The organism is uncultured Streptococcus sp., assembly GCF_963518475.1.
In the GTDB taxonomy this organism is placed as follows: domain Bacteria; phylum Bacillota; class Bacilli; order Lactobacillales; family Streptococcaceae; genus Streptococcus.
This window is the reverse complement of record NZ_CAUQJA010000008.1, coordinates 1-17,358: the sequence shown is the minus strand read 5'-3', so window position 1 is coordinate 17,358 and position 17,358 is coordinate 1. Positions and strand designations below refer to the sequence as shown.

At 39.0% G+C, this 17,358-nt stretch carries 15 protein-coding genes and 2 pseudogenes; 15 read left to right on the top strand and 2 right to left on the bottom strand.

Going from position 1 to position 17,358, the window contains the following annotated elements:
• The first annotated feature begins 59 nt into the window (after positions 1-59).
• Genes RYK12_RS04450 through RYK12_RS04440 form a run of 3 tightly spaced genes read left to right on the top strand, consistent with a single transcriptional unit; the run spans position 60 to position 2,622 of the window.
• Positions 60-785, top strand: coding sequence for a CppA N-terminal domain-containing protein (locus tag RYK12_RS04450; RefSeq protein WP_314847225.1), 726 nt, complete (start codon positions 60-62; stop codon positions 783-785).
• Complete coding sequence (locus tag RYK12_RS04445; RefSeq protein WP_314847223.1) at positions 782-1,717, top strand: serine hydrolase domain-containing protein; 936 nt, start codon at positions 782-784, stop codon at positions 1,715-1,717. Before RYK12_RS04450 ends, RYK12_RS04445 begins: the two co-directional genes overlap by 4 nt.
• 8 nt (positions 1,718-1,725) lie before the next feature.
• Positions 1,726-2,622 (top strand): DMT family transporter, encoded by an 897-nt coding sequence (locus tag RYK12_RS04440; protein WP_314847220.1) that lies wholly within the window; start codon positions 1,726-1,728, stop codon positions 2,620-2,622.
• Positions 2,623-2,664: 42 nt separating this feature from the next.
• On the opposite strand, the gene RYK12_RS04435 is transcribed toward RYK12_RS04440, so the two are convergent.
• Complete coding sequence (locus RYK12_RS04435) at positions 2,665-3,363, bottom strand: GntR family transcriptional regulator (protein ID WP_000936191.1); 699 nt, start codon at positions 3,361-3,363, stop codon at positions 2,665-2,667.
• Between the two features lie 141 nt (positions 3,364-3,504).
• On the opposite strand from RYK12_RS04435, the gene guaA reads away from it, so the two are divergent.
• The 11 genes and pseudogenes from guaA to RYK12_RS04380 all read left to right on the top strand — a co-directional run bounded on the left by guaA (position 3,505) and on the right by RYK12_RS04380 (position 13,491).
• The gene (gene guaA, locus RYK12_RS04430; protein ID WP_314847216.1) at positions 3,505-5,067 is read left to right on the top strand and encodes a glutamine-hydrolyzing GMP synthase; all 1,563 of its coding nucleotides are present in this window, start codon (positions 3,505-3,507) and stop codon (positions 5,065-5,067) included.
• 241 nt (positions 5,068-5,308) lie between these two features.
• Positions 5,309-6,595: a U32 family peptidase gene (locus tag RYK12_RS04425; RefSeq protein ID WP_000169065.1), complete on the top strand. Its 1,287-nt coding sequence runs from the start codon at positions 5,309-5,311 to the stop codon at positions 6,593-6,595.
• 314 nt (positions 6,596-6,909) lie between these two features.
• Positions 6,910-7,110, top strand: coding sequence for a F0F1 ATP synthase subunit C (locus RYK12_RS04420; protein WP_001054560.1), 201 nt, complete (start codon positions 6,910-6,912; stop codon positions 7,108-7,110).
• A 33-nt stretch (positions 7,111-7,143) separates the two neighbouring features.
• Positions 7,144-7,854: a F0F1 ATP synthase subunit A gene (atpB, locus tag RYK12_RS04415; RefSeq protein WP_000392870.1), complete on the top strand. Its 711-nt coding sequence runs from the start codon at positions 7,144-7,146 to the stop codon at positions 7,852-7,854.
• Between the two features lie 13 nt (positions 7,855-7,867).
• Complete coding sequence (gene atpF / locus RYK12_RS04410) at positions 7,868-8,362, top strand: F0F1 ATP synthase subunit B (RefSeq protein WP_020902744.1); 495 nt, start codon at positions 7,868-7,870, stop codon at positions 8,360-8,362.
• On the top strand, positions 8,362-8,898 hold the full coding sequence (locus RYK12_RS04405; protein WP_125443078.1) for a F0F1 ATP synthase subunit delta: 537 nt from the start codon (positions 8,362-8,364) through the stop codon (positions 8,896-8,898). The genes atpF and RYK12_RS04405 overlap by 1 nt, the downstream gene beginning before the upstream one ends.
• Before the next feature lie 14 nt (positions 8,899-8,912).
• Positions 8,913-10,418, top strand: coding sequence for a F0F1 ATP synthase subunit alpha (atpA, locus tag RYK12_RS04400; protein WP_000996632.1), 1,506 nt, complete (start codon positions 8,913-8,915; stop codon positions 10,416-10,418).
• 15 nt (positions 10,419-10,433) lie between these two features.
• Complete coding sequence (locus tag RYK12_RS04395; protein ID WP_000301224.1) at positions 10,434-11,312, top strand: F0F1 ATP synthase subunit gamma; 879 nt, start codon at positions 10,434-10,436, stop codon at positions 11,310-11,312.
• 85 nt (positions 11,313-11,397) lie between these two features.
• A complete protein-coding gene (gene atpD / locus RYK12_RS04390; protein ID WP_000094352.1) occupies positions 11,398-12,804 on the top strand; it encodes a F0F1 ATP synthase subunit beta in 1,407 nt (468 codons plus the stop codon).
• A gap of 10 nt (positions 12,805-12,814) precedes the next feature.
• On the top strand, positions 12,815-13,234 hold the full coding sequence (locus RYK12_RS04385; protein WP_000068046.1) for a F0F1 ATP synthase subunit epsilon: 420 nt from the start codon (positions 12,815-12,817) through the stop codon (positions 13,232-13,234).
• A gap of 55 nt (positions 13,235-13,289) precedes the next feature.
• Positions 13,290-13,491, top strand: a pseudogene (locus tag RYK12_RS04380) (hypothetical protein).
• 56 nt (positions 13,492-13,547) lie between these two features.
• On the opposite strand, the pseudogene RYK12_RS04375 reads toward RYK12_RS04380, so the two are convergent.
• Positions 13,548-13,922: pseudogene (locus RYK12_RS04375) on the bottom strand (IS30 family transposase); the annotation flags it as partial.
• Between the two features lie 423 nt (positions 13,923-14,345).
• On the opposite strand from RYK12_RS04375, the gene RYK12_RS04370 reads away from it, so the two are divergent.
• Positions 14,346-17,358 (top strand): sialoglycan-binding domain-containing protein (locus tag RYK12_RS04370; RefSeq protein WP_314847209.1); only part of this gene is annotated, 3,013 nt, incomplete at its 3' end.

Here is a 17,358-nt window from a genome sequence, read left to right as displayed (position 1 = left end):
AGCATAATTTCTTGTAAAAAAATCTAAAATCCTTTAAAATAAAAGAGTTGGAGGAGTTTATGAATGTAAATCAGATTGTACGGATTATTCCTACTTTAAAAGTTAATAATAGAAAATTAAATGAAACATTTTATATTGAAACCCTTGGAATGAAGGCCTTGTTAGAAGAGTCAGCCTTTCTATCACTAGGTGATCAAACAGGTCTAGAAAAGCTGGTTTTAGAAGAAGCTCCAAGTATGCGCACTCGTAAGGTAGAGGGAAGAAAAAAACTAGCTAGATTGATTGTCAAGGTGGAGAATCCCTTAGAAATTGAAGGAATCTTATCTAAAACAGATTCGATTCATCGATTATATAAAGGTCAAAACGGCTACGCTTTTGAAATTTTCTCACCAGAAGATGATTTGATTTTGATTCACGCAGAAGATGATAGAGAAAGTTTAGTCGATGTAGGAGAAAAACCTGAATTTCAAACAGATCTGGAGTCAATTTCTTTAAGTAAATTTGAGATTTCTATGGAATTACACCTCCCAACGGATGTAGATAGTGTCTTGGAACTATCTGAAATTGGGACATCACTTGATTTTATCCCAGCTCAGGGTCAGGATCTGACTGTGGACAATACGGTTACTTGGGACTTGTCTATGCTCAAGTTCTTGGTTAATGAATTAGACATAGCAAGTCTGCGCCAGAAGTTTGAGTCTACTGAATATTTTATTCCTAAGTCTGAAAAATTCTTCCTAGGTAAAGATAGAAATAATGTTGAATTGTGGTTTGAAGAAGTATGAAGTGGACCAAGGTTATTAAAAAAATAGAAGAACAAATCGAGGCAGGGATTTATCCCGGAGCCTCTTTTGCGTATTTTAAGGACAATCAATGGACGGAGTTCTATTTAGGCCAGAGTGATCCAGAGCATGGCTTGCAGACTGAGGCAGGACTAGTTTATGACCTAGCCAGTGTCAGCAAGGTTGTTGGGGTAGGTACTGTTTTCACCTTCTTGTGGGAAAGAGGTCAATTAGATATTGACAGACCAGTAAACGATTTTTTATCTGAAAGTGATTATCCAGATATTACTATTCGTCAGCTCTTAACTCACGCTACAGACCTTGATCCGTTTATTCCCAATCGTGATCTTTTAACAGATTCAGAATTAAAGGAAGCTATGTTTCATCTCAATAGACGAAATCAGCCAGCCTTTCTTTATTCGGATGTCCATTTTTTGCTGTTGGGTTTTATTTTGGAAAGAATCTTTAATCAAGACTTGGATGTGATTTTACAAGAACAAGTTTGGAATCCTTGGGGAATGACGGAAACCCAATTTGGCCCTGTTGAGCGTGCTGTTCCAACCGTCAGAGGTGTGGAAGCCGGTATGGTTCATGATCCAAAGGCTCGTCTCCTGGGCAGACATGCTGGTAGTGCTGGTTTGTTTTCGACTGTAAAGGATTTACAAATCTTTTTAGAACACTATTTAGCAGATGATTTTGCAAGAGATTTGAGTCAAAATTTTTCTCCTTTGGATGACAAGGAACGTTCTTTGGCATGGAATTTGGAAGGAGATTGGCTAGACCATACGGGCTATACAGGTACCTTTATCATGTGGAATCGTCAGAAGCAAGAAGCGGCCATTTTCCTATCGAATCGTACCTATGAAAAGGATGAGAGGGCTCAATGGATTGTAGACCGTAATCAAGTGATGGACTTGATTCGCAAAGAAGAGTAAGGAGAGACATGTCAAACAGTTTAAAAGGGACTCTATTAACAGTTGTGGCTGGAATTACTTGGGGCTTGTCAGGAACGAGTGGCCAATACCTGATGGCACACGGAATTTCGGCTCTGATTTTGACCAACTTACGTCTTTTAATCGCTGGTGGAATTCTCATGCTCTTAGCTTATGCTACTGCAAAGGATAAAATGCTGGCCTTTTTAAAGGATAGAAAGGGTTTGCTGTCTCTTCTCATTTTTGCTCTAATTGGTCTCTTCCTCAACCAATTCGCCTATCTAACTGCTATTCAGGAGACCAATGCAGGAACGGCGACTGTGCTTCAGTATGTTTGTCCTGTCGGAATTTTAATTTATAGCTGTATCAAGGATAAGGTGGCGCCAACACTGGGAGAGATTGTTTCTATCATATTAGCCATAGGAGGGACCTTTCTGATTGCAACTCATGGGCAGTTGGACCAGTTATCCATGACACCTGCAGGCCTGTTCTGGGGGCTATTTTCTGCACTAACTTATGCACTTTATATCATTTTGCCCATAGCCTTGATTAAGAAGTGGGGGAGCAGTTTGGTTATTGGTGTGGGAATGGTCATAGCAGGTTTGGTCGCCCTTCCTTTTACAGGAGTTCTACAGACTGCTATCCCAACTAGTCTTGATTTTCTCCTTGCATTTGCGGGTATTATCCTTATCGGGACTGTCTTTGCCTATACAGCCTTCTTAAAGGGAGCCAGTTTGATTGGACCGGTTAAGTCAAGCTTGTTGGCTTCAATTGAGCCAATTTCGGCGGTTTTCTTTGCCTTCCTAATCATGAATGAACAATTTTATCCCATTGATTTTCTTGGTATGGCAATGATATTGTTTGCTGTAACTCTGATTTCTTTGAAAGATTTACTCTTAGAGAAATAAAAAAGACTCTTTGTCCGTGACAGAGAGTTTTTGCATAGTAATCTAATTATTTTCAAGATAAAATTCAAAGCGTTCGCCTACATACTGACTTTTTACGTATTCAAAAGCAGTACCATCTTCTAGGTAGGAAACCTGAGTTAAACCAAGAATAGCATGTCCTTTTTCAACTTCCAAATAGTGGGCAATCTTTTCTTTAGCAAGGCGAGCATAGATGGTCTGCTGTGATTTGCCAATGCGGTAGCCGTGTTTTTGTAGAGTCTGGAAGAAATGACTAGTGATTTCTTCTTTTTTAAAGTCCTTAATGAATTTTTCAGGAATAGAAGCAACTTCATAAACCAGAGGAACTTGGTCGGCATAGCGAACACGTTCCATTCGGATAATATTCTCCGTTGGAGAAATTCCTAACTTGGCAACTTCCTGCTCATTGGGAATAGTTTTTCTGTAGGAAATGAGCTGGCTAGAGGGAACTTTACCTTGGGACTTAACAATTTCAGTAAAACTGGTTGTCCCTCGCATCTTTTCTTGTACTCGAGTACTGGAAACAAAGGTGCCGCTTCCTACACGACGCTCTAAGACACCTTCTTCAACTAATAGAGATACAGCTTGGCGGAGGGTCATGCGACTGACTGCAAACTGCTCTGCTAAATCTCGTTCACTGGGAAGCCTCTCGCCAATGGCCCAACGATGTTCGTCAATATCCTTTTTAATCTGATCATGGATTTTCATATAAGCGGGTAGCATATTTTTCACTTCATTTCTATCTTTTCTCTATTGTACCCCAATAAACTAGAAAAAGTCAAACTTCGCCTTGTTTAGTTGGTAATTCGCCCTTATTTGTGATAGAATATTGAAAAAAGATATTTCTTTTGAGAAAGGAAAAAGATGAGCAACATTTCAACTGATTTGCAAGATGTAGAAAAAATCATCGTATTGGACTATGGTAGCCAATACAACCAGCTGATTTCACGCCGTATCCGTGAGATTGGTGTTTTTTCAGAACTAAAGAGCCATAAAATTTCAGCTGCTGAAGTTCGTGAAATCAATCCTGTAGGAATTATCCTATCAGGTGGTCCAAACTCTGTATACGAAGATGGTTCATTTGATATTGATCCAGAAATCTTCGAACTCGGAATTCCTATTTTGGGAATCTGTTATGGTATGCAGTTATTGACCCATAAACTTGGAGGAAAAGTTGTTCCTGCAGGTGATGCTGGAAATCGTGAATACGGTCAATCAACTCTTACTCATACACCATCAGCTCTTTTTGAATCAACACCTGATGAACAGACTGTATTGATGAGCCATGGTGATGCGGTTACTGAGATTCCTGCTGACTTTGTTCGAACAGGTACATCTGCTGATTGCCCATACGCAGCCATTGAAAACCCAGATAAACACATTTACGGTATCCAATTCCACCCAGAAGTTCGTCATTCTGTATACGGAAATGATATCCTTCGTAACTTTGCCCTTAACATTTGTAAGGCTAAAGGCGACTGGTCAATGGATAACTTCATTGATATGCAGATCCAAAAAATTCGTGAAACCGTCGGTGATAAACGTGTCCTTCTTGGTCTATCAGGTGGTGTTGACTCTTCAGTTGTTGGAGTTCTTCTCCAAAAGGCTATTGGCGATCAATTGATCTGTATCTTCGTAGACCACGGTCTTCTTCGTAAAGGAGAAGCGGACCAAGTTATGGAAATGCTTGGTGGTAAGTTTGGTTTGAATATCGTCAAAGCAGACGCTGCTAAACGTTTCCTTGATAAACTTGCAGGAGTTTCTGACCCTGAACAAAAACGTAAAATCATCGGTAACGAGTTTGTGTATGTATTCGATGACGAAGCAAGCAAGCTCAAAGATGTGAAATTCCTTGCTCAAGGTACGCTTTACACAGACGTGATCGAGTCTGGTACAGATACAGCTCAAACTATTAAGTCACACCACAACGTGGGTGGTCTTCCAGAAGACATGCAGTTTGAATTGATTGAACCATTGAACACTCTTTATAAAGACGAGGTTCGTGCTCTTGGTACAGAGCTTGGTATGCCAGACCATATCGTATGGCGCCAACCATTCCCAGGACCAGGACTTGCTATCCGTGTTGTGGGTGAAATCACTGAAGAAAAGCTAGAAACAGTTCGTGAATCAGACGCTATCCTCCGTGAAGAAATCGCTAAAGCTGGTCTTGACCGCGATATCTGGCAATACTTCACTGTCAACACAGGCGTTCGTTCAGTCGGTGTTATGGGTGATGGTCGTACTTATGATTACACCATCGCCATTCGTGCAATCACTTCTATCGATGGTATGACAGCTGACTTTGCCAAAATTCCTTGGGATGTTCTTCAAAAGATTTCTGTACGTATCGTAAACGAAGTGGACCACGTTAACCGGATCGTCTACGATATTACAAGTAAACCACCTGCAACAGTTGAGTGGGAATAGTCATCTAAGGACTAATTTATGTAGTTTAATGAGCCAGTATCATTGGATACTGGTTTTTACTTTTCTAGACTTTTTGGCTACTTGTTAAAATTGGTTTATATTCGATAGTTTAACAATTATTATACAAAGTTTAAAAGATTAGAATTGTCAAAACAATCTGTCTAGGCTTGATTTTATGGCTTATTTACTATAAAATGAGAAGGAAAAACGTCAAACTTTTATATTGCAAATAGGAGAAAACATGACAAAAACATTAAAACGTCCAGAGGTTTTATCACCTGCAGGGACTTTAGAGAAGCTAAAGGTAGCTGTTCAATATGGAGCAGATGCTGTCTTTATCGGTGGTCAGGCCTATGGCCTTCGTAGCCGTGCCGGAAACTTTACTTTCGAACAGATGGAAGAAGGTGTCCAGTTTGCGGCCAAGTATGGTGCTAAGGTTTATGTGGCTGCCAATATGGTTATGCACGAAGGAAATGAGGCTGGTGCTGGTGAGTGGTTCCGTAAACTACGTGATATCGGAATCGCGGCAGTTATCGTGTCTGACCCAGCCTTGATTATGATTGCAGCGACTGAAGCGCCTGGTCTTGAAATCCACCTCTCTACCCAAGCAAGTGCGACTAACTATGAAACACTTGAGTTCTGGAAAGAACTAGGTTTAACTCGTGTCGTTTTGGCGCGTGAGGTTTCAATGGAAGAATTGGCAGAAATTCGCAAACGTACAGATGTTGAGATTGAAGCCTTTGTTCATGGAGCCATGTGTATTTCTTACTCTGGTCGTTGTACTCTTTCAAACCACATGAGTATGCGTGATGCTAACCGTGGTGGTTGCTCTCAGTCTTGTCGTTGGAAGTACGACCTTTACGATATGCCATTTGGGAAGGAACGTAAGAGTCTTAAAGGTGAAATTCCTGAAGAATTTTCAATGTCAGCCGTTGATATGTCCATGATTGACCATATCCCAGATATGATTGAAAACGGTGTGGACAGTCTCAAGATTGAAGGACGTATGAAGTCTATTCACTACGTATCAACAGTAACAAACTGCTACAAGGCAGCTGTTGATGCTTATCTAGAAAGTCCAGAGAAGTTTGAAGCTATCAAGCAGGACTTGATTGATGAAATGTGGAAGGTTGCCCAACGTGAATTAGCAACAGGTTTCTACTATGGTACACCATCTGAAAATGAGCAGTTGTTTGGTGCTCGTCGTAAAATTCCTGAGTATAAGTTTGTCGCTGAAGTGGTTTCTTACGATGATGCGACACAAACAGCAACCATTCGCCAACGGAACGTCATTAACGAAGGGGACCAAGTTGAGTTTTATGGCCCAGGTTTCCGTCATTTTGAGACTTATATCGAAGATTTGCATGATGCTAAAGGAAATAAGATCGATCGCGCTCCAAATCCAATGGAACTATTGACTATCAAGGTTCCACAACCTGTTCAAGCTGGAGATATGGTTCGAGCTCTCAAAGAAGGTCTCATCAATCTTTATAAGGAAGATGGAACCAGCGTCACAGTTCGTGCTTAATAAATATGTAGGGGACGAAAGCTTTCTAGTTGCTTTCCCTTTAATCCTATTTACTAAAAGAACATTAGGTTAAAAAAATATATTAATTTCCATCCGAGATTTCATCTCGGATTTTTTCATTATTTTTCAGAAAGACCTAGATAATAGACGGATTTATTACAAGTTTTTTCCAAAATTTTCTATATAATAGACTTAAAAATAGTAAAATTGTAAATAATTTTCATTAAACGCTTTCAATGTTAGTAAAAAGTTGACAAATCCAATTTTTAGGACTAAACTAAGTAAGTAAATTTTAATTAAAAGGAGAATTCGTCATGAATTTAACATTTTTCGGTCTATGTCTTGCCTGTATGGGTGTATCTCTTGGTGAAGGTATGTTGATGAACGGTTTGTTGAAATCAGTTGCTCGCCAACCAGATATCATCTCAGAACTACGTAGTTTGATGATCCTAGGGGTTGCCTTTATTGAAGGTACTTTCTTCGTTACTCTTGTCTTTTCATTTATCATCAAATAAAAGAAGTATAAATTGAAAAAGGGAGGATTTTAGATGGAAGAAAGTATTAATCCAACCATCAATATTGGTCCTGTTACCTTTAATTTAACCATAGTAGTTTTGACTTTGTTGACTGTAGCACTTATTTTTGGCTTTATTTATTGGGCAACTCGAAATATGACTTTGAGACCCACAGGAAAACAAAATGTATTAGAGTATTTATTTGATTTTGTTGTTGGATTTACAAAATCAAACCTTGGTCCAATGATAAAGGATTATTCTCTCTTTTATTTCTGTTTATTCCTATTTATGGCCATTGCAAATAATATTGGCTTAATGGCTAGAATTCAGACTACAGATGGTGTAAATCTTTGGACCTCACCAACAGCAAATTTGTCATTTGACTTGGTCTTGTCTTTTACAATTATCTTAATGACTCACGTAGAAGGAATTCGTCGTCGTGGAATCAAAAAGTATTTAAAAGCATTTGTAACACCAGGTTTTATGACACCAATGAATCTCTTGGAAGAAGTTACCAATCTCCTTTCACTTGCATTGCGGGTCTTTGGTAATATCTTTGCAGGGGAAGTGATGGCAAGTATGTTAGTCCTACTTTCTCATCAGGCCTTCTATTGGTATCCTATTGCTTTTGGAACAAATCTAATCTGGACTGCATTTTCTGTTTTTATTTCTTGTGTACAAGCATATGTATTTACATTGTTATCTTCAATGTACCTAGGAAATAAAATTAATGATGAAGAATAGAAAGGAGTAGTTTATGAATGTAACAGTAGGTGAATTACTTGGTGATTTTATACTAATCGCTGGTTCCTTTATTCTCTTGCTAGTCTTGGTTAAGAAATATGCTTGGTCAAATTTGGCTAGCATTTTCGAACAAAGAGCAGAAAAAATTGCAGCAGATATTGACGGAGCTGAACAAGCACGTCAAAAAGCAGAAGTATTGGCTCAAAAACGCGAAGATGAATTGGCTGGTAGCCGTAAAGAAGCTAAGACAATCATCGAGAATGCGAAAGAAACAGCTGAGAAAAGTAAAGCTAGTATTTTAGCAGATGCTAAGCTAGAAGCAGGACGCTTGAAAGAAAAAGCGAACCAAGAAATTGCTCAAAATAAAGCTGAAGCTTTACAAAGCGTTAAGGGTGAGGTAGCAGATTTGACAATCAGCTTGGCTGGTAAAATCATCTCACAAAACCTTGACGGTCATGCCCATAAAGAACTTATTGATCAGTATATCGATCAGTTAGGAGAAGCTTAATGGACAAGAAAACAGTAAAGGTAATTGAAAAATACAGCATGCCTTTTGTCCAATTGGTTATAGAAAAAGGAGAAGAAGACCGTATCTTTTCAGACTTAGCTCAAATCAAGCAAGTTGCTGAAGAAACAGCCTTTCCTTCTTTTTTAAAAAAAGTGGCAGTAGACGAGTCTGACAAGGAAAAAACAATTACTTTCTTCCAAGATTCAGTGTCACCTTTATTGCAAAACTTTATCCAGGTTCTTATCTACAATCACAGAGCAAATCTTTTTTATGATATTCTTGTAGATTGCTTGAACCGACTTGAAAAAGAAACAAATCGATTTGAAGTGACGATTACTTCAGCTCATCCTTTAACTGATGAACAGAAGAGCCGCTTGCTCCCTTTGATTGAGAAAAAAATGTCTCTTAAAGTAAGGAGTGTAAAAGAACAAATCGATGAAAGTCTTATTGGTGGTTTTGTCATTTTTGCCAATCACAAGACAATTGATGTGAGTATTAAACAACAACTTAAAGTTGTTAAAGAAAATTTGAAATAGAAAGTGGTGTTCTTTTGGCAATTAACGCACAAGAAATCAGCGCTTTAATTAAGCAACAAATTGAAAATTTCAAACCCAATTTTGATGTGACTGAAACAGGTGTTGTAACCTATATCGGGGACGGTATCGCGCGTGCTCACGGCCTTGAAAATGCCATGAGTGGAGAGTTGTTGATTTTTGAAAACGGCTCTTATGGTATGGCTCAAAACTTGGAGTCAACAGACGTTGGTATTATCATCCTAGGTGACTTTACAGATATCCGTGAAGGCGATACAATCCGCCGTACAGGGAAAATCATGGAAGTCCCAGTAGGTGAAAGTCTGATTGGTCGTGTTGTGGATCCGCTTGGTCGTCCAGTTGACGGTCTTGGAGAAATCTACACTGATAAAACTCGTCCAGTAGAAGCACCAGCTCCTGGTGTTATGCAACGTAAGTCTGTATCAGAACCATTGCAAACTGGTTTGAAAGCTATTGACGCCCTTGTACCGATTGGTCGTGGTCAACGTGAGTTGATTATCGGTGACCGTCAGACAGGGAAAACAACCATTGCGATTGATACAATCTTGAACCAAAAAGGTCAAGATATGATCTGTATCTACGTAGCGATTGGACAAAAAGAATCAACAGTTCGTACGCAAGTAGAAACACTACGTCAGTACGGTGCCTTGGACTACACAATCGTTGTGACAGCCTCTGCTTCACAACCATCTCCATTGCTTTTCCTAGCTCCTTATGCTGGGGTTGCCATGGCGGAAGAATTTATGTACCAAGGTAAGCATGTTTTGATCGTTTATGATGATTTATCAAAACAAGCGGTAGCTTATCGTGAACTGTCACTCTTGCTTCGTCGTCCTCCAGGTCGTGAAGCTTTCCCAGGGGATGTTTTCTACCTTCACAGCCGTTTGCTTGAGCGCTCAGCTAAAGTTTCTGATGAACTTGGTGGTGGATCAATTACTGCCCTACCATTTATCGAGACACAAGCAGGAGATATCTCTGCCTATATCGCAACCAACGTGATTTCAATCACTGATGGACAAATCTTCCTTGGTGATGGTCTCTTCAATGCGGGTATTCGTCCAGCCATCGATGCGGGTTCATCTGTATCTCGTGTAGGTGGTTCTGCACAAATCAAAGCCATGAAAAAGGTTGCTGGTACACTTCGTATCGACCTTGCTTCATACCGTGAGTTGGAAGCCTTCACTAAGTTTGGTTCTGACTTGGATGCGGCAACACAGGCTAAGTTGAACCGTGGACGTCGTACAGTTGAAGTCTTGAAACAACCTGTTCACAAACCATTACCTGTTGAGAAACAAGTAACCATTCTCTATGCTTTGACACATGGTTTCTTGGATACTGTTCCAGTAGATGATATTGTTCGTTTCGAGGAAGAGTTCCATGCCTTCTTTGATGCTCAACATCCAGAGATTTTGGAAACCATTCGTGATACAAAAGACTTGCCAGAAGAAGCAGTCTTGGATGCTGCGATTACAGAGTTTCTCAATCAAACCAGCTTCCAATAAGAATAGAGGTGTCAGATGGCAGTATCTCTAAATGATATTAAAACAAAAATCGCCTCAACAAAAAATACGAGTCAAATCACAAATGCCATGCAGATGGTATCAGCTGCTAAGCTAGGTCGTTCTGAAGAAGCTGCTCGCAACTTCCAAGTTTATGCTCAGAAAGTTCGTAAACTTTTGACGGATATTCTTCATGGGAATGGAGCTGGTAGTTCAACCAATCCGATGTTGATTAGCCGTCCAGTTAAGAAGACTGGCTATATCGTCATTACTTCAGACCGCGGTTTGGTTGGAGGGTATAATTCTTCTATTTTGAAAGCCGTTATGGAGTTAAAAGAAGAATACCATCCAGATGGTAAAGGATTTGAAATGATCTGTATCGGTGGAATGGGAGCTGATTTCTTTAAAGCTCGCGGTATTCAACCACTTTATGAACTACGTGGCTTGGCAGATCAACCAAGTTTTGATGAAGTTCGTAAGATTATTTCAAAAACTGTTGAAATGTATCAAAATGAGCTCTTTGATGAGCTTTATGTCTGCTACAACCACCATGTCAATACGCTAACCAGTCAAATGCGTGTGGAACAAATGCTTCCGATTGTTGACTTAGATCCAAATGAAGCGGATGACAGTTACAGCTTGACCTTTGAATTGGAAACTAGCCGAGAAGAAATTTTGGAGCAGTTGTTGCCTCAGTTTGCAGAAAGTATGATTTATGGTGCTATTATCGATGCTAAGACAGCTGAAAATGCTGCGGGTATGACAGCCATGCAAACAGCGACAGATAATGCTAAGAAAGTCATTAATGATTTGACAATTCAGTATAACCGTGCCAGACAGGCGGCGATTACACAAGAAATTACAGAAATCGTAGCAGGAGCTAGTGCCTTAGAATAGGCTTTAGTTCAGCTCGTATGAAAATGAACTTAGGACCTAGTAGAACTAGGAACCGACAGTATCTTATATAGAATAGGAGAAGGAGATGAGTTCAGGTAAAATTGCTCAGGTTATCGGTCCCGTTGTAGACGTCTTGTTTGCAGCAGGGGAAGAACTTCCTGAGATTAACAATGCACTTGTCGTCTACAAAAATGACGAAAGAAAAACAAAAATCGTCCTTGAAGTAGCCTTGGAGTTGGGAGATGGTATGGTCCGTACTATCGCCATGGAATCAACAGATGGTTTGACTCGTGGAATGGAAGTATTGGACACAGGTCGTCCAATCTCTGTGCCAGTAGGTAAAGAAACTTTGGGACGTGTCTTCAATGTTTTGGGAGATACCATTGACTTGGAAGCTCCTTTTACAGAAGATGCAGAGCGTCAGCCAATTCATAAAAAAGCTCCAACTTTTGATGAGTTGTCTACCTCTTCTGAAATCCTTGAAACAGGGATTAAGGTTATCGACCTTCTTGCCCCTTACCTTAAAGGTGGTAAAGTTGGACTTTTCGGTGGTGCCGGAGTTGGTAAAACCGTCTTAATTCAAGAATTGATTCACAACATTGCCCAAGAACACGGTGGTATTTCAGTATTTACCGGTGTTGGGGAACGTACTCGTGAAGGGAACGACCTTTACTGGGAAATGAAAGAATCAGGCGTTATCGAGAAAACAGCCATGGTATTTGGTCAGATGAATGAGCCACCTGGAGCACGTATGCGTGTTGCCCTTACTGGTTTGACAATCGCTGAATACTTCCGTGATGTAGAAGGCCAAGACGTGCTTCTCTTTATCGATAATATCTTCCGTTTCACTCAGGCTGGTTCAGAAGTATCTGCCCTTTTGGGTCGTATGCCATCAGCCGTTGGTTATCAACCAACACTTGCTACGGAAATGGGTCAATTGCAAGAACGTATCACATCAACCAAGAAGGGGTCTGTAACCTCTATCCAGGCTATCTATGTGCCAGCGGATGACTATACTGACCCAGCGCCAGCAACAGCTTTCGCTCACTTGGATTCAACAACCAACTTGGAACGTAAGTTGGTACAATTGGGTATCTACCCAGCCGTTGATCCACTTGCTTCAAGCTCACGTGCCTTGGCACCTGAAATCGTTGGAGAAGAGCACTATGCAGTTGCTGCTGAAGTAAAACGTGTCCTTCAACGTTACCATGAGTTGCAAGATATCATTGCTATCCTTGGTATGGATGAGCTTTCTGATGAAGAAAAGACTTTGGTTGCTCGTGCCCGTCGTATCCAGTTCTTCTTGTCACAAAACTTCAACGTTGCGGAACAATTTACTGGTCAGCCTGGTTCTTATGTTCCAGTTGCTGAAACTGTACGTGGCTTTAAGGAAATCCTTGATGGTAAACATGACCACTTGCCAGAAGATGCCTTCCGTGGTGTAGGTTCTATCGAAGATGTAATTGCAAAAGCTGAAAAAATGGGATTTTAAGAGGTGATCTATGGCTCAGTTAACTGTCCAGATCGTGACACCAGATGGTCTCGTCTATGATCACCATGCCAGCTATGTATCGGTTCGAACTCTGGATGGTGAGATGGGGATCTTGCCACGACATGAAAATATGATTGCGGTTTTAGCAGTTGATGAAGTAAAGGTAAAACGTATTGATGATGAAGAACACGTGAACTGGATTGCAGTAAACGGAGGCGTTATTGAAATTGCCAATGATACCATCACAATCGTTGCTGACTCTGCAGAACGTGCTCGAGATATCGATATCAGTCGTGCAGAACGTGCCAAACTTCGAGCAGAGCGTGAAATTGAAGAAGCACAAGACAAACACTTGATTGACCAAGAACGTCGTGCTAAGATTGCTTTGCAACGTGCCATTAACCGGATTAATGTCGGAAATAGACTATAAGAAAAAAGGAGTCTGAGACTATTGTCCCAGACTTTTTTTATTTTCAGGAGGGAAAATAATAACAGAATTACAATCACCACGCTATATTGTCATTTCATTTTTAATACGTGAAATGGAAGTTGATATTGTTGAGGTCATAACTATTATGGCTGAATTAGAAAACAGTGGCTTGGTTCAGGGAATCAAGTGGAAATTTAATACTCAAAGAACATGGAAGAGCGCACAAAATCTCCTCATCTGAAAGTGTTTCAGATTAAGTTCCGCTATGGTGGAAGTTAGTGTGAGACGTTTGAATGGGGTTGAAGGTTAATTTTTAGAACTTATGTTGGAGTAATGTAGACGACTGACAGATTTCTTCTGCAGGTATTTTCGAAATACCAAGAAGCTTAGGAATCTCTTCTCCGTAAGTAAAAGCAAGGAGTTCATGGGCTGACTTTCCATTCAAAGCAGCGGGTTTGACACTGTTGACATGCGAACAAACGAGATTGATGTCCTCTTGAGTTAAGTTGTCAAAAGAAGTTCCCTTTGGTAGAATATCTCGAATCAGCGTGTGATTTTTCTCAATTCTGCCTTTCTGGTCAGAGCGATTAGGGTCACAAAAGAAGAGTCTACTCTCTCCTCGAACATCCATTTCGATGTCATCAACCCTGGCAAAGTCTTCACCATTATCTGTCAGAATGACAGGGAAATTAGCAGATATGAAAGTAGATAGTTTTTTAGTTAGCTGAATTTAGTAGTGTAATCAATACTAAAATTAATATGTCTGAATTGAACTAAACATGTTTTTATAAGTAACTTTCAAACGGAGAGTTTTGCTGTGATTAATAGTATTATTTTTTACAACAAATAGGTTAATTCCAACGATGGGTCCATCTATCAAATAACTTGCAATAACATGTATAAAAATACATTGCGCAGATGTCATAAAATTGTCTACTTTCGCGAAATACTTTTTTTTTTTGTAAAAATTTAAGTCTAATCAGTTGAATATAAATAAAAAATACAGTAAAATAGTATGTATAAGTAATCATATTAGAATTGCATGCTGTTCTTAGTAACAGCAAGTATTTTGTATGGATACTAAACTAAATAAATTTTCGAGGAGAAGATAATGGGAAATAAACCATCTATGAGTCGTTCTGAACGTTTACGCCGTGAAAAAGTCACGCGTTACTCAATTCGTAAATACAGTTTTGGAGCAGCTAGCGTAGCAGTTGCTGCACTTTTCATGTTTTTGGGTAATGGAGCGGTGTCTGTTCAAGCCGATGAAATCCAAGAACCAAAAACAGCTGATGTTCCAACTAAAGAAGTTGTTTTGGATAAGACTCAATTGAAAAGCTATATCGCTGAAATTGAAGAGAAAATTTCAGCGGGTAAATACGCTAATAAGACTGAGGAGAGCATCGCTCTTTTAAATTCTGAATTAGCTTCTGCCAAATCTGTCCTTGCTTCTGCAACTAGCCAAGATGAACTAAAAGCAGCTTATAACAAATTTGTCACTGTAGTAAGCTCAAAATTGCAAAATAAACCTGTAGAGAAAAAAGAAACACCAGTAGTAGATACTACAAATGGTAAAGAAACTGTTGGTAAAAAAGCAGAAAATACAGAGAAAAAATCTGATTCTAACTCAATTGAAAATACAGGTTCTAATGATTCACGTAATGGAAAAGCGTTAGATCGAGATAATGCTTTCCGTACAGAAGCTGTTACGAATAAGAAACCAGTTGGGAATATTCCATTCTCTAATGCGACTGCAAAAGATATTTATGTTTATAAAGGTGAAGAAACAAACATTGAATTATCAGCAACAGATGATTCTGGAAAACTTAAGGACATTCGTATAGCTGAGGGTTCAAGAGGAATTGATGCTGCTGGGGCTGCTGGCGGTAGAATAAATAATCAGTATGGACTAACGTTCTCATCTCAGAGAAATGAAACTGAAGGAATTGTAGCGACACAAGATAATCCTGCTAAGGTAACGATTACAGGGACAGTATCAGTGCCAAATCGACCAACTTATACAGGTAAGTTAGTGACACGTTATCTAGTCGCTGAAGATTTAGATGGGGCAGTATTCTCAGAACCTAGTGGAAATCAGGAAAATGCGAATCCACTACCAGAAGGCTACTTTAAGTTATGGGTTCGTGAACAAACTCAAAAATATGATATTCAAGTACAAACAAATGAAGCTGGTAAGATTGCTGTTGCCGATGTAAACAATCTTTCTCAAGCTGATTTTGAGAAAATTAAAAATAATATAAAAATTACTTATAATACAGCAGACGATGCAAGATTGCTTGATAAAAACGGTAAATTAGTAGAAAATGCTTCGAACTACATTGACACTGTAACGAAACAAGCAGATCAGATTGTTGTTACTTATAAAGACGGCTCAAGAGATTCTGTTGCTTTAACGAGTGTTTTACGCAATAATCCTATACCTACAGTAAAAGTGCCATATTCAAACCAAGCAGAGAAACAAGTTTATGTTTATAAGGGTGAAAATACGGATTTAACATTCACAGCGAATGATGATACTACTGTAAAAGATATGTACTTGCGTGGACCTGGAGATGTTAACTGGAATAATACTGAAGCTTTTGGATTCACAACAGGTAAGATTGATAATGGTGTTGTTACTGGTAAGGGTACAATTTCTGATAATAAACAGGAAGCAACCATTACAATGACAGGTGAAACCAATCTGGATGCGGGTAAACAATGGACAAGTTATGTTGTTGCTAATGACAATGATAACTTTAGTTCAATGCCAGCAGATCGTAACTTTAATGCTTTAGATATTGATCCTGATGCAAAATCTAAACCAGGATATATTCGGTTTGTCGTTAAAGATCAAACATCTAAGTATGATATTAAGGATTTAACTGATTCTACACGTATAACTGTTAATGATATTGATAATATTACAGCAACAGATTTAGCAACGATTAAGTCAAGATTGAAATTAGAGTATTCTTCAACAAATGATGACGAACGACTTGCAAGTCTAAAAGGTACAGCAGTTACTAATCCTACTTCATTAATTGATACTGTTGCAGTATCGACAACTGACCCTTCTAAGCTTGTTGTAACATATAAAGATGGTTCTGTAGATACAATTGAAAAAAGTAAAGTTTTAAATGTAAGACCGAAAGGAATTATCCCGTTCTCTAATCCAGCTACAAAAGAAATCTATGTTTATAAAGGCGAAGAAACAAATATAGAATTATCAGCAACTGATGATTCCGGAAAAATTAAAGATATTCGTATTGCTGAAGGTGGTAGAGGAAATGATGCTCCAGGTGCTGCCGGCGGTAGAATAAGAGATCAATATGGATTAACAACAGGTTACCAAAGAAATGAAACAGGAATTGAAGCAACTGAAACTAATCCAGCAAAAGTAACGATTACAGGAACAGTGTCAGTATCAGGTCAACCAAACTTTAAAGGTAACTTAATGACAAGATACTTAGTTGCAGAAGATTTAGAAGGTGCAACATTCTCTGACCCTAATGGTAATAGTGATTCAGGTAAGACAGTAGACCAAGTGCCAGAAGGATGGTTCAAACTAGTAGTTCGTGAACAAACTCAGAAATATGATATTCAAGGACAAACAGAAGAAGCTAATAAAATAGCAGTATCTGACATTAACAATTTATCAAATGATGATTTTGAAAAAATTAAAAATAACATTAAGATTCAATACAATACTGCTGATGATGAAAGATTAAAAGATAAAAATGGATCATTAGTAGAAAATGCTTCACAATATATTAAATCTATAACTAAAGAAGGCGATAAAATTGTAGTTACTTATAAAGATGGTTCTACAGATAAGTTAACTCTAACAGAAGTAGTAAAACTAGACAAACAGCCAGCAATTGATGCAGTAAACACCGCAGCAACTGAGAAAATTGCAGCAATCAACTCAACGCCAAACGCTACTGATGAAGAAAAAGCAGCGGCAATTGCTAAAGTAAATGCTGATAAAGAAAAAGCATTAACAGCAATTAATGATGCTAATGTAACGACAAAAGCAGAATTAGATAAAGCGAAAGAAGCAGGTACAACAGCAATCGCAGGGGACAATCCAGTAGTAGCGAAAAAGGCTGCTGCTAAAGCAG